The following is a 13,592-nucleotide window of genomic DNA, read 5'->3' as shown; positions in this document are numbered from 1 at the left end:
ACGGAATTGTTTGATCTGATCCGGCGGTATTGACCGTTCAGTGTTCTTTTTGATTGGCGAGTTCCGTTGCTGTAATCCCGAATTGCTTTTTGAAGACAAATGAAAAATGGGATAGGTCTTCGAAACCCAAATCGAGGTAAATATCCGAGGATTTCTTCCCTTTTTCCCGGATCAGGTAATACGCTTCTTTCAATCGTTTCTGCAACAGCCAGCGACTGGGCGTTTGGTGGAAAATCTTCACAAAATCGCGCTGAAAGGTCGAAAGACTTCTTCCCGTAAGAAAGGCAAACCTTTCCAACTGCACATTAAAATGATAGTTTTTCTGCATGAATTTCTCCAGGTCTATTTTATGCGGTTCTGAAAAATCGAACAGCCCGTTTTTTAAAGCCGGATGAATCTTCAACACTAAAAGCAGGGCTTCTTTTTGTTTCAGCTTCAGCATCTGTTCATCGGCAGTTAAATCCTGGTGTTCCAGTAAGGACTGCATGAAGGCGATCAGGGTTTTGTTTTCCTCTAATTTGAGGAATACGGCCCCCGGTTCGTTTTCTGCCTGATATCCGTATTCCCGGCTAAAATCGCGTAACAACTGTTCATCGAAACGGAGACTCAATGATTTGAACTCTCCACCCGGAGGAGGGAATTTCACAAACTTAAGCAGGTTATTTTTCCTGACACAGTACAACTCCCCTTCCCGGATGACTTCTTTGGTATCTCCATCATTCAGCTCCATGGTTCCCGCAAGCACCATTCCCAACGAATGACTTTGCACAAACTGCTCGCCTTCACGAAAGGCTGCCAGGTGGCAGGAATAATTGATCGGAAGTATGGCTGCTTCGTTATTCATTGGATTGAATTTTAGTTCCTGAAATGTTTTCATTTTTTCCCGCAGACTTCGTCGTGAGCTTGGCCGAACGATCACGCGGATTTCGCAGATCATTTTAATCAAAATCAGTCTGACTAAAATGACCTGCATTTTATCTTTTCTACAAAGTAGCGAAAATAAAAAGGATTATCCGGATCACTTGATTCCCCTTCATTAACTACGCCAAAACGGCTTTGGGTTCCAGGTATGTTTCCAGGCCATAAACTCCATATTCTCTCCCGATTCCTGATTGCTTGAAACCACCGAACGGCGTTTGCGGATCGTGTTTGAAACCGTTTATTACCACCCTTCCGGCGTCAATTTGTGCTGCTACGCGGTTTGCACGTTCTCTATCCGAGGAGCTGATGTAGGCTGCCAGGCCATAATTGGTGTCATTTGCAATCGCAATGGCTTCTTCTTCTGTTTGGTATGGAATGATGGACAGAACCGGGCCGAAAATCTCTTCCTGTGCAATGCGCATATCATTCCGGACGTTGGTGAAAATCGTTGCCCGAACAAAGTTGCCGGCTTCCAACCCTTCTGGCTTTCCTCCTCCCCCAGCCAGTAAAACGGCTCCTTCTTCCAATCCTGTCCGGATGTACTGTTGTACCCGTTCAAATTGTTTGACACTGACCAGCGGTCCCACGTGTGTTTGTTCATCCATCGGGTTTCCGACCTGAACTTGCCGCACCGCAGCTTTTGCCAGCGCGTTGACCTCATCCAGTTTGTTTTCCGGAACCAATAAACGCGTTGGTGCAATACACGCCTGTCCGTTGTTCATATATGCACCGAAAACGGCTGCTGGAATTGCTGTTTGCAGGTCGGCATCATCCAAAATCAGGTTCGGAGATTTTCCTCCAAGTTCCAATGTGACGCGTTTCATCGTATCTACTGCGCCTTTTGCAATGATTTTCCCGGTAAAAGTAGAACCCGTAAAGGAGATTTTTGCGATGTCCGGGTTGCTGGTAATTTCAGCTCCGACTACTGTTCCCAGACCATTAACCAGATTGAACACGCCTTTGGGAAGACCTGCTTCGTGAAAGCATTCTACAATGAGCTGTGTTTGGGCTGCACTCAGTTCGCTCGGTTTCACAACTACCGTACAACCTGCCGCAACTGCTGTGGCAAATTTGTTACAGATGAAGCTGTTGCTGGCATTCCAGGGAGTAATGATCCCGACAACTCCCAGCGATTCCAGGCGCACAAGAGACTGCCCAACCGTTTTCTGAAATTCGAAGGTTTGCAAGACCTGAATCATGTTTGTGAAGGATTCAATGGCATTTCGCGCACTTGCTTTGCTGAACTGCAGCGTGCCGCCATATTCTTCGACCATAGTTTTCACCAGTTCCTCTTCCCGTTTGCTGACTGCCGCGTGTAATTTCCCGAGATAAGCAATTCGTTCATCAACAGTTGTCTTGCGAAAGGTTTTGAATGCTTCTTTTGCAGCCGCGATAGCCCTGCGTGTATCTGTTTCGTCGCCCAATACCACTTCTCCTGTTTTCAGGTTTGTCAAGGGGCTGATCAGATCGAATGTTTCTGTTCCGTGCGGAGTAACAAATTCTCCGTCCACGTAAATTTGATGGATTTGTTTCATTTCTTTTTTCTGCAAAGTTGCGCGGTTTTGCTCCAACCAACTTTGCTGAAACGGTCAAGTTCACTTTGTTGAAACAGTCAGAAAAAGATCAGTCCAATCCATTGGTGAGCAGGATGAATGCACGTCCATCTTCCCGGACCAACAACGTGGCACTATCGGAACCGTAATCACCTTCAAAATAAGCCATCTCATTTTCGTTTCTGATTTCTTCGCGGGTATAAGAAAAGTCGGTATTTAGCTGAAACAGTTTCCAGTTCATCTGTAAGAGCAATTCATGGAGAAAATTGACCACCAGTTGTTGCGCCTTGTTTTTCTCCATTTGATTTCTGTAAGGGCTGTAAAAATCCGATTCCTTCTGCTCGATGGTCAGCATATTCCGCAGATAGTCGATTGAGGCTTCATTGGACAGTTCTTTCAACTCAATCCGGAAATTTGGCTTAAACAAATCACCTTCCACATCGGGAACTCCCAGGTAATGATAGTTTTCCCAGCCCCGTTCCAAATCCTGTTTCAGGATCTGATTTTTGAATGCTCCCGACCGGATAAATTCGGAAACTTCTTCGGTCGCTTTTTCTGCATCAGTAAAATCGGCTTTCAATTCCAGTAAAAAGGTGTTGCTGTTCAAAACCAGGTCCACGCCGTCCAGGAATGCTTTGATATGGGGTGTGTTTAAATTCATCGAATCAAATTTACAACGCTTTGTACTAAAAATCATGCTTTATAAAATGTAAAGGACACCACGTCTGTAAACGATCTTTTAACTCAAACATCCGGGTTCTCAAACCCAAATTTGATAGCGGCTTCGAGTACTTCCAGGTCAATGTCTTTGAGCTTTTTGAAACGGATGCAGTAGCCGGTCACCTTCGCTTTCCCCAATTGTTCTCCAAAAGTCCGGGCCAGGTAGGTTTTGTCTTTGAGACCAAGGATGTAAACCGAAATTCCGGTGGCATTTGCACTCAAACCGATTTGAAAGAAATCCTTGGTTGTTCCGTTTGCATACCGGATTGTAAAGAACCCATACCCGATTGTCGGATTGGCGACCGTTTTCCCCTCACTGTCTTTTCCGTTGTCGAACCACACCTGGCATCCCGGTGACACCCGCAGGGCTATCCGCTGGATTTCCTCTATTTCACTGCGCTTCGATTCTTCCAGTCCGGCAAGGTGTTCTTTGATTTGTTCTTCTACACTCATACAAATAGGGAATTACGGGGATTGGTTCAATAGTACGGATTAATTGTGAAATGACGTGTATCTGCCTGCTATTCCCTGGCAATTACTTTGTAAAAGCAATTTGCATAACCGGATTTAAAGCTGACTTTGTAAAAATCGCCCTAAAACCGGATATTTATTGAAGGAAAATCCTATTATTGATCTCACTAAAAGTAAGGGATTAAATAAAGCAGATGAAGTGGATCGGATATCTAATGACAGTTATAACGGCAGGGATGCTCCTGTCTTGTTCACCAGTGATACATACTTCCAAAACAACGGCTCTCAGCAACAACTATTGTGCTCCGAACATTCCCTATCTGGATGAGAAGGTAGAAACGGGTACTCCAGATACGGTGGTTTCCTCCAGCTTATCCGAACACGATTATATTCTGGCTACTCATATCGGTTTGGTGTCACTGATTTCTCAATTTTCACGTGTTGATGCTACTCCCTTAGAAAGATTGGAAGCGAAACAAAAAATGACCGACAAGATTCTACTCTTTCAAACGGAAATAAATGCCGTTGCAGCAGAACTGGACTGCAATGGGGAACGGTTTGATCAATTGGGAAAATTCCTCGGCGACCGCAACGACAAAATAAACAACAGGCTAACCGTTGCTTCTATCGCTATCGGAGCTGCTATTACTTTGTCTACGGCATTTATCAAAAACAATGATGCCAATACGGCAATTAGTATCGGAGGCGGTATTACAGGCGCCGGACTTGGTTTTCTACTGCTTAAACCCAGGGGTAAAAAAATAGCCCTGGAAATCAATCGCAGCCTTCTCAAGAACGTCTGGTGGGAAAACAACGACAATACCGCATTTCCTCCTGCATTGTGGCGTGTGATGAACGAGAAGTCGTTTAGTAATGACGGTGAACTTTCCCTAATACAAACCCTCAGGAAAAGATGGTTGATTTTCGTCTTTAACAACCAGGTCAATGTGTCGGATGAACAGCTTTATTTCGGATCTGGAGGCAACTTTTCGGAAGAAGGTATTCAGCATTTATCGGATATGAACAACGAACTTCAGGCAAGCGTCCGAACGGTGCAGCAGGATTTGCGCAGTCTTCTTGCGGCTATCAACCGATTGTAGGAGTTTTTTAGATTAATTAGTGGGAATTTGTTCTGCCAGGATTTCGTTTCCTGCCTTATCGTAATAAGTACAGGTCATTTTCGCCATACAGACTACCCATTTTTCAATACCAAAATCAGCACAAATTTTAATGAAAGTCAGGAAGTCGGTCTTGCCCTGTTGATGAGCGATCAGCTCTGTCTTAAACGCTTCACTCTTTGCGGTATCGGCAATTGGTATCGCCTCATATTTTGCAGGCACTTTTGTTCTATGACCGTTGGCTCCATGGTAATCGATATGACCGTCTGTCACATAGGCTTCATAATAGGTCACTCCCATCGCCTTGATTTCTTTGACATAAGCCGGGAAGTCTGCACCAGATTTTACGTTGCTGTGTGCTGCCTTGATTTGTTCTGCTGTAAACATTTTTTCCTGTTTTTTAATTGTTAAACGATTGGTTGTATGACATGCAACCACGATGCTAAGCCCCGTTAAGATGATCGTAGATTTTACTCCCTGTACCTTCATTGCTTTTGCTTTATGATTGCAGTACAAAGATGATATTACGGAAATACCCCTGATTGTAAAAAATCGTTTTTCTACAAAAACCGTTTAAAGCTATCCGGCGTATCGCCTGTAAATTGTTTAAAGTCTTTGATGAAATGGGCCTGGTCAAAGAAATTGTTTTCGTAACAGATTTCAGTCAGCGTTTTGGTCTTGTCCAAATTGTCTAGCACCGCATTGAAACGGACAATGGAAGCGAATTTTTTGGCGGTTGTCCCGACCACTTTCCTGAATCTCTTTTCAAACGGGCTTTGGCTGATAAACAATTTTTCGTTCAGCTCTTTGATACGGATAGTTCCCTTGCTCTGGTAAATGAGTTTTACGGCTTCCACAATCAGTTTATCGGATTCAATGTCCCTCAGTTGCGAAATCAGGAATTGTTCAACTATTTTTATGCGCTTGCTGTCGGTAGTGGCTATGGCCAATTCATCCTCTACTTGCGCAACTTTGTCCTTGCTAAAAATAGCATCCAGCGAAAGGCTCAAATTAAAAAGTTCATTGGCGGGATGTGCAGTAAAATGGCTAAAGCCGATTTCGGAAAAGTAAACCAGAATGGTTCCGATGCCTACCGAATTTTTAAAGGTTTTGTAACTGTCTGAAATACCTGTAATACCTGCCGATTCCAGTTTATCTTCCTTGCCATTTTTGAACGTTGCAAGCTGTCCTTTGTATTGGAAACCAATTACCAGCCCCGAGGACGGAAATACGTTGTATTCACGTTGCAATTCATTCTCCGACACTACCAAATATTTGATGTAGGGCTTTAATCTTTCCGTCGGAAAATGTTTCTCAAATTTCATTTTAAAATATAGAATAAATCAACATTGGATGCGCAATCAAAATAGTGAGTTTAAATTTTCAGGTCTTGTACCAGAATTTAGAGGGGGTCTTTATCACAATTTTCTTGGGAAACTATTACTTAATTTCCGTTCCGTTTTTATCAATGAATATTTTTTTATTCCCCAGTCGCAGCCAGGCACACGCCCCTTCCGGATACAAACCGTTTACATTGATGCTAATGACTTTTGCCTCATCATAAATTATCGGAACAACCACCGCTCCCGTTTTATCAATAAATCCATATCTTACATCGGAGGATGAATCTTTCCCTAGTTTCACCAGTGCGAGTCCATTGTCAAAGAAAAAAGCTTCATCGTACTTTGGGGCAATGACCACCTTTCCGGTTTGATCTATAAATCCCCATTTCTCACCGATTTTTACAGCAGCAAAACCTTCTTCAAAATAGGCAATGTCATTATAGCGTACAGGAATGACTTCTTTTCCCGTTGTGTCAATACATCCCCACTTGCCATTTTTCTCAACAAGAGCAAATCCATTATAAAATCCACTGACACCTATGTTATCGTATTTTAAAGGAGCAACCACTTTTCCCGCAAGGTTAATAATACCCCATTTTCCGTTTCGTTCCACTTGAGTAAATCCATTCGAAAAACGCAATGCATTACTATATTTTAATGGGATAATTGTTTTACCTGTAACATCAATAAAACCGTAACGACCTTTTTTGCCTACACGAGCTAACCCATCTGAAAAACTCCATACATTGTCATACTTAAGGGGTATTATTTCCTTCCCGGCTTGATTAACAAATCCCCATTTGTCTTTTAAGCACACTGCTGCTAATCCTTCTGAAAACCTCTCCACAAAGCTATATTTTGCAGGAACAATAACATTCCCTGAACTATCTTGAAATCCTATTTTGAACTTTTCTCTATATACTACTAATTTTTGTCCGAAACTCAATCCGGAGATGAAGAGCGTTGCTATTACCAGGGAGATATTTTTCATACAGTTTCTATTATTTGTGATTAAGTGATCCATTCAAATCGTTGTCGGGCAAACCACCAATCTCAACTCTCACGCTTCAACCGGAAAGAAAAGCATTTCCAGGAAAGTCGCAAGAAGATAGAACATTGAAGGTAAAAAGAAAAAGCGAACTACTGCCATAATACCCTTTTTTTGCGAACCTAATGAGAGCTATTTCGAACTGTTTGGTGGGGGATTTGATGAGATTCCAATAAACAATTTTATTCCTTTAATTAAATGTTCTTCTGAATTTTAATGGCGAAAGATTTGTTTTAGTCTTGAATAATCGGCTAAACGATTGCGAATACTCAAAACCTAATTCATATGCAATTTCTGAAACCGACAAGTTGGTTGTTGATAACCGCTCTTTCGCTTTTTCAATAAGCTTATCCTGTATGAGTTGTTGTGCATTTTGTCCAATTAAAGAACGTAACATATCACTTAAATAACCAGGTGACAAATGCAGCTGTTCGGAAAGATACTGAACAGTAGGTATTCCTTGACTTATTAAATTTTCATCATTGAAATAATGGTCCAATAATTCTTCTGTCTTTTGCAGCAAGTCATTATTTACAGCTTTTCTAGTGATAAATTGTCGCTTGTAAAAACGGTTGCTATAATTTAGTAATGATTCAATTTGTGAAATAATTATATCCTGGCTAAAATCATCAATCCTATTTTGTAACTCTTCCTCAATATTTTTAAATATGGAAATAATAGTTTCCTTTTCTTTATCTGAAAGGTGCAAGGCTTCGTTCGTTGAATAGGAAAAGAATCCATATTGTTTAATTTTCTTAGCCAGCGGATAAGTCAATAAAAAGTCAGGATGAAAGATTAATGTATATCCCGAATGATCTCCATTGTTTTCGTCATTTGCAGTCAGTTGATTCGGTGAAACGAAAATTAACCCTCCTTCTTGAAAGTCGTAATAACTTTGTCCATATTTCAATTGTCCCCGAATAGTTGTTTTTAACGAGATTTTATAAAAAGTAGAAGTATGCAAATCGGGTAGATTGCTATAATCTATCTTTTGATGGACATTGTTGAATAAACTGATCAAAGGATGCAAGGGTTGTGGAAGCCCGAGCTTACGATGTAATTCAGTTAAAGAATCGTAATTATAGGGTGCATTTTCATTCTTTTTCATGGCGTAAATTATCCAAAATGTCTGATCCTACCAAGGAATTTCTCCCGTTTCGGTTTGCATATCTTCAGAGAAAAACTTACCAGTTGGCCCATCTTTACCTATAAGGGCATATTTTACAATCCGGTTTCCTGCAACTTCTACTGATCCAGCTCCAAGATGATGATTAAAATCTGTTTTTGTAGAACCCGGACTAACCGCATTGACTTTAAAAGGAAAATCCCGCAGTTCGTATGCCAAAACAATGGTGTACATATTCAATGCTGATTTTGAAGATTGATAAACAGCCCCTTTGAATTTGTAATGAATAAAGGTTGGATCGCTGTGCAATGCAAGTGAACCTTGACTTGAACTCACCATCACAATACGGGGTGCCGACGATTTCTTTAGTAAGTCTAAAAATGCTTGTGTCGTTCTGATTACGCCATAGACATTTACCTCGTAAACTTCTTTAAATACCGCGACACTCGTATCTGTGGCCGTGTGCATTATAGGTGTATTTCCGTCAAACTTTACTCCGTTAATTCCTGCATTATTGATCAGTACATCTAACACATCTGTTTTTTTTTCAATTTCAATACGAGCAGAATTTACGGAATTTTGACTTGTTACATCCAATTCAACAGCTTCTGCATTTGTAAGTCCTTCCCCTTTTAAGCTCTCTACTGCTATTTCGCCGTTTTTTAAATTACGACTACCCAAGTAAACATAATATCCTTTTTGTAAAAGTTGTCTCGCTACTTCTAAACCAATTCCTTTGTTGGCTCCTGTAATTAAGGCCTTTTTCATTTTTATTCTCTTTTAAATTTGACGTTCAAAGGTCATTACACATCAATTACCAGATGTAACCCAATTGGGGAATTTTGTATCAAAATCGTCAAATTAATAATTGGTTGAAAAGAAATTTTGTCTGAAAGCCAGTTAAATCAGAAGCGGTTTGAATTAAAAAAGTAGAGAAGGAAGTTCAATCGAAACCTCGAACACAAATCTCTTCCTCATTCTCACTCTCCGCTCTCACTCTGAAAAAGAAAAGCCAGGCAGAATGAGAAGCAGAACGAGAATGATGTACAAAAAGAAAGCCTCGATAAATAAATTATCAAGGCTTTTCTTTTTGTGGTGATCCTGATGAGAGATAGTTCGAACTGTTTACTGAAAGATTTGAAAAGTTTACTTTAGATCTAGTACTTTAAATACTCATGCTGTTTTTTATTTGCCATCTCACTAGACTTTGTCCTAAGAGTAAGCAAAGTGTTTTTTAAACGCGAACGTTTTACAGATAGACAAAGCCACCTTCTCAAATATAAAAAGTGATTTAGCTTTTGAAAAGCCGACTCAGTAAAGCTAATTTCATTAGGTACTTTTATTTATTTGGTGTTATATAGATTTTCCAGAAAGCATCATTGTCGCTACTGCACCGATAACCCCACCAATAATGGATGCTACAATTGCTATTATTAATTCAATGCTTTTAACTCTTCTGCTTTCAAAAAAAGAAATAAGTTCAGACATTTCTTTGACCGGATATCCATATTTTTCTTCAAGATTTTCATCAATATATTTTTGAAAAAATGTTTGATCATTGGCTCTGTAAATCTCGTTGTATTCATACTGCTTTAGACCATTAGTCGCAATTTGTAAACCTTCAAAATCTGCAATTTCAGTGAATAAAGTATTAATTTTTGAAGATCTTCTAAAAAGTCTTTGAAAAAATCCTTTTATCCCTTTTGCTTTTTGAATAATAATCAATTCATCAACTAATTCATGTATTTCCGACCAAAATTGTCGTTTTTGATTTTGAATTGATATAAATTTATAACAATATCCAAATTCATCCACAATATCCTCTTTGAGTAAATCAAGCGCTTCATTGGCATCAGAAAATTCTTTTGAATTATAATTAATTGTGACTTTATCAAACCCTTTTTGTGTTAATTCACGAACATCGAAAAGCCAATCATCTTCATGCACATCAATTTCAGGTTTTAGATAACAATCAACATGAAATGGGCTTGGTCCAAGTGATTCAAATTCTATTTCAGAATTTTTAATCTTAGCAATTTCGTTTCTTAAAAATTCTCTTACTATCCGAACTGCCAATGATGGGTCTGGCTCTTTTGAAGGATTTAATATTTGAACGATGGATACTGGAAAATGATAGTTATAATGGACTGAAACTTTAAACGTTTCCGAATAAGTTCTTAAATGTTTGGCTTCATATCCAGTAATATCTACTTGAACTCTTTCTGGAATGTAAAGTTCAAATTCAATTTCAGAAAAAGACAAATAAGGGAAATAATCCCCATCCAAAGTAATGTTTGGTAACTCCTCATTTACTTTAAGTGTTTCAGAAAGAGTTTCATCATCAAATGAATATATAAAATTGTTAAGATTGGGTATTTGAGCTAAACAAGCTTTCAATTTTTCGAGATACACATTTGTCTTAAACTCAAAAGGTATTTGTTTAGCCGGTTTGAAGTTAAAGCATCCAATTCCAAAAGCAATTTCTTTAGTCATAAGTTTAAAATTTTACATAACTTATTATCTATGCGCAACCCAAACTACTTAAAAGCAATTAAAATCGGATTTTATCCTGAATTTCAGATGTTTTGCGAATAGCCTTCGTTACGTTATTGCTTCAATACTAAACAATAATTCTGAAAATCAACTCACTGTTTAAAAAATTCCGGAAAGAAATTATTCCTAAAACCCAATGGGATTCGAACGACTTCGATTCGATAGGAAAACACACTAAAATCAAGGTTTTTCAGGAGATTTTGCTTCGCCACCCTCCTCGCAAGGCAGGAAAACAGAATCTCAGTTTCGAACACAGATTCTCTTCCTCATTCTCACTCTCCGCTCTCGCTCTGCAAAAAGAAAAGCCAGACAGAATGGGACTGAGAACGAGAATGATGTACAAAAAGAAAAGCCTCAACGATAAATCGTCAAGGCTTTTCTTTTTGTGGTGATCCCGCTGGGATTCGAACCCAGGACCCATACATTAAAAGTGTATTGCTCTACCAGCTGAGCTACGGAATCTTATTTTTTCGTTGGCCTCACTCGTTCGTGATTGCGGGTGCAAAGATAGGTATCTTTTGTGTTTATGCAAGCGCTTTGGCGAAAAAAATGAAAGTTTTTTTCATGATTTTTTCTAACCCCCTGAATTTAAGCCTCAAAATTCGCAATCTTTTTTTCACTTTTTTGATCGATCCTCCCGAAATATCCCCCAATAGTAATACTCACGATTTTTTTTCAAAATGAAAATGCTTCTTTCAAATCGGAGCAATCTGCCGTTTTGGCCAAAAAACACTTCTCCCCTGAAACGCTTACTGGAAAAAGGCTTTAACATTTGTTGACTTTCTTCGGTACGAATTTCGGAATGGGGAGAGCGTTGATCTGTGAAAACAGACAACCGTGAGGAAATCATAATTGTTATAGATCACTCAGCACGGGTAAAAACTTAGCTTTTGATATGAGTTAAGTAGAATAGAACAAACTGCAACTTGATTTATACTGGTACGAATGCGGATCAGGCAAGTTTAGCATGCGATTCGTCGCACCGAATGTTAACACATAAAAAAGTAAAGTCATGGAAAAGCTCCCGTTTTTCGGTTTGCGTATCCAGGTACTGGATGACAACCCATTTTATACCACGCTGTATAAGCTGCAACTGGAGAGAGAATTGCTCACCGCATACTCCCTGCATCAAAATCATTTCAAAATCAGTACCTATACTGATTCGAAAGCATTCCTTTCTGACCTGCCAGCTATCCACTCCATTTCGTTCCTGGATTACAACCTGGGTTCGAACCTCACCGGGCTCGACGTAATGGATAAAATCAAAAGACAAACGTCGCTGGCGAAAGTCTATATAGTGACGGACGAAAACAATTCGTTTATCCTCCGCTCCTGCCTGGATGCCGGTGCCGATGGAATCATCTTTAAAAACAACGAATTGATGGAGCTTTCATTGATGGTCATCCAGCAGACGCTGAACAACCCGGATTTTCCCTATCAATTGAATATTCCCAAAAACAATTAAAGTGCTTGAGCCCCCCTTGAATAAATAGCTCAGACCATTCAGGTTTTTGACGGGAAAAGTACTCCGTAAACTGGTAGATTTAGTAAAACTCTAATCTTCAGTTTATGAAAACAATCATACTAAGTACAGCTTTTCTTTGGATCAGCGGAATTTTAAACTTCAGCATCGGCCAGGTCGATTCTCTTCTCATTCAAAACAACATTCCCAATTGGGTAAAACCCGTTTTGGAAAAATCGGAAATGGCACAAAAACACCAGATTCTCACCGATTTCAATCCCTTCTATTTCGAAGCAGATTTCACCGGGGATAACCAGGTGGATATTGCCTTCTTCGTGGAAAACAAGATCGATAAGACTAAAGGGATCATGATCATTAACAACGTCAAAAACCTGGTTTACGTAATCGGATGCGGAACTGCAACGGATATGGGTACGAATCTTTCCTGGACCAAACGCTGGTTTGTGTACCGCAACAGGTATATCATGAACGACGGAAACAAAAAGAAAATCACGCTGAAATACCCGGGAATTCAACTCATCCGAAGTGAAACCAACAGCCTGGTGATTTATTGGAACGGGAAGAAATATAAAACGTTTTTGCAACAATCCTGATGATGATTACAACGTTCAAAAGGTTCAAAACATGCGATTTAAAGCGTTGAACCTTTTGAACGATTCAACGCTTTAAACCTGTCAGCGCCCGAACGTTAAAACAAATCCTTCAGATGAGGTCCCATTTCGACTTCAATGTCCTTCCGTAGTTCCATCAAACGGATCGCGTATTGCTGCAACTGTCTTTCCCGCTCCGTGTCCGGAACCCACTGGTTGGTCGGCTTAGGATTTCCTTTTTCATCCACAGAAACAAAGACGATCACACAATGGGTTGTCTTTTCGAATTTATGTTCGCTCATTTTGCGGGAGAACACATCAACCGCAATGTGGATGCTGGTTTTCCCGGTGTAGATCACGCGCGCCTGGATTTTCACCAAACTCCCGATGTGAATCGGTTTAAAAAAGCGGATGCCTCCAACATAAACCGTTACACAATATCCTTCCGACCACGTGGAAGCACAGGAATAGGCCGCCTGATCGATCCATTTCATAACCGATCCTCCGTGGACTTTTCCTCCAAAATTCACATCCGTCGGCTCACTGACGAACTGAAATGTAATTTTATCTTGCATAGCGACGAATGTACTAACATAGTTTGTTTTAATTCGATTATTTTCATTTCCTGTTCGATTCTTAACAAAATTGCAACCTGTTGATTTTTTT

At 39.9% G+C, this 13,592-nt stretch carries 14 protein-coding genes and 1 tRNA gene; 3 read left to right on the top strand and 12 right to left on the bottom strand.

Features of this window, described 5'->3' with window-relative positions; translation table 11 throughout:
- Positions 1-37: 37 nt before the first annotated feature.
- From ABDV94_RS01330 to ABDV94_RS01315, 4 genes are all read right to left on the bottom strand, one after another.
- Positions 38-844, bottom strand: a complete 807-nt coding sequence (locus ABDV94_RS01330) for an AraC family transcriptional regulator (protein ID WP_343604097.1) — start codon at positions 842-844, stop codon at positions 38-40.
- Positions 845-1,040: 196 nt separating this feature from the next.
- Positions 1,041-2,456: an aldehyde dehydrogenase family protein gene (locus tag ABDV94_RS01325; RefSeq protein ID WP_343604095.1), complete on the bottom strand. Its 1,416-nt coding sequence runs from the start codon at positions 2,454-2,456 to the stop codon at positions 1,041-1,043.
- 88 nt (positions 2,457-2,544) lie between these two features.
- Positions 2,545-3,135, bottom strand: coding sequence for a hypothetical protein (locus tag ABDV94_RS01320; protein ID WP_343604093.1), 591 nt, complete (start codon positions 3,133-3,135; stop codon positions 2,545-2,547).
- 83 nt (positions 3,136-3,218) lie between these two features.
- Positions 3,219-3,647 (bottom strand): DUF1801 domain-containing protein, encoded by a 429-nt coding sequence (locus ABDV94_RS01315; protein WP_343604091.1) that lies wholly within the window; start codon positions 3,645-3,647, stop codon positions 3,219-3,221.
- A 212-nt stretch (positions 3,648-3,859) separates the two neighbouring features.
- Between ABDV94_RS01315 and ABDV94_RS01310 the strand changes: the two genes are divergently transcribed.
- Complete coding sequence (locus ABDV94_RS01310; RefSeq protein WP_343604090.1) at positions 3,860-4,765, top strand: hypothetical protein; 906 nt, start codon at positions 3,860-3,862, stop codon at positions 4,763-4,765.
- Positions 4,766-4,777: 12 nt separating this feature from the next.
- On the opposite strand, the gene ABDV94_RS01305 is transcribed toward ABDV94_RS01310, so the two are convergent.
- The 7 genes from ABDV94_RS01305 to ABDV94_RS01275 all read right to left on the bottom strand — a co-directional run bounded on the left by ABDV94_RS01305 (position 4,778) and on the right by ABDV94_RS01275 (position 11,315).
- The gene (locus ABDV94_RS01305; RefSeq protein ID WP_343604089.1) at positions 4,778-5,272 is read right to left on the bottom strand and encodes a DUF1398 family protein; all 495 of its coding nucleotides are present in this window, start codon (positions 5,270-5,272) and stop codon (positions 4,778-4,780) included.
- Positions 5,273-5,343: 71 nt separating this feature from the next.
- On the bottom strand, positions 5,344-6,108 hold the full coding sequence (locus ABDV94_RS01300; RefSeq protein WP_343604088.1) for a helix-turn-helix domain-containing protein: 765 nt from the start codon (positions 6,106-6,108) through the stop codon (positions 5,344-5,346).
- A 115-nt stretch (positions 6,109-6,223) separates the two neighbouring features.
- The gene (locus ABDV94_RS01295; RefSeq protein ID WP_343604086.1) at positions 6,224-7,117 is read right to left on the bottom strand and encodes a WG repeat-containing protein; all 894 of its coding nucleotides are present in this window, start codon (positions 7,115-7,117) and stop codon (positions 6,224-6,226) included.
- A 247-nt stretch (positions 7,118-7,364) separates the two neighbouring features.
- Positions 7,365-8,282: a helix-turn-helix domain-containing protein gene (locus tag ABDV94_RS01290; RefSeq protein ID WP_343604084.1), complete on the bottom strand. Its 918-nt coding sequence runs from the start codon at positions 8,280-8,282 to the stop codon at positions 7,365-7,367.
- A 27-nt stretch (positions 8,283-8,309) separates the two neighbouring features.
- On the bottom strand, positions 8,310-9,068 hold the full coding sequence (locus ABDV94_RS01285; RefSeq protein ID WP_343604082.1) for an SDR family oxidoreductase: 759 nt from the start codon (positions 9,066-9,068) through the stop codon (positions 8,310-8,312).
- Between the two features lie 585 nt (positions 9,069-9,653).
- The gene (locus ABDV94_RS01280; RefSeq protein WP_343604080.1) at positions 9,654-10,793 is read right to left on the bottom strand and encodes a hypothetical protein; all 1,140 of its coding nucleotides are present in this window, start codon (positions 10,791-10,793) and stop codon (positions 9,654-9,656) included.
- Between the two features lie 446 nt (positions 10,794-11,239).
- Positions 11,240-11,315, bottom strand: a tRNA-Lys gene (locus ABDV94_RS01275).
- Between the two features lie 550 nt (positions 11,316-11,865).
- Between ABDV94_RS01275 and ABDV94_RS01270 the strand changes: the two genes are divergently transcribed.
- On the top strand, positions 11,866-12,318 hold the full coding sequence (locus ABDV94_RS01270; protein ID WP_343604079.1) for a response regulator: 453 nt from the start codon (positions 11,866-11,868) through the stop codon (positions 12,316-12,318).
- A 104-nt stretch (positions 12,319-12,422) separates the two neighbouring features.
- On the top strand, positions 12,423-12,929 hold the full coding sequence (locus tag ABDV94_RS01265; RefSeq protein ID WP_343604077.1) for a hypothetical protein: 507 nt from the start codon (positions 12,423-12,425) through the stop codon (positions 12,927-12,929).
- Positions 12,930-13,024: 95 nt separating this feature from the next.
- Here the strand turns inward: ABDV94_RS01265 and ABDV94_RS01260 are convergent, their stop codons facing one another.
- Positions 13,025-13,501, bottom strand: coding sequence for an acyl-CoA thioesterase (locus ABDV94_RS01260; protein ID WP_343604075.1), 477 nt, complete (start codon positions 13,499-13,501; stop codon positions 13,025-13,027).
- Positions 13,502-13,592 lie beyond the last annotated feature (91 nt).

The organism is Fluviicola sp. (genome assembly GCF_039596355.1).
GTDB lineage: Bacteria > Bacteroidota > Bacteroidia > Flavobacteriales_D > Crocinitomicaceae > Fluviicola.
Note: the sequence above shows the minus strand (reverse complement) of the source record. Positions and strands in the feature narration are given on the sequence as shown.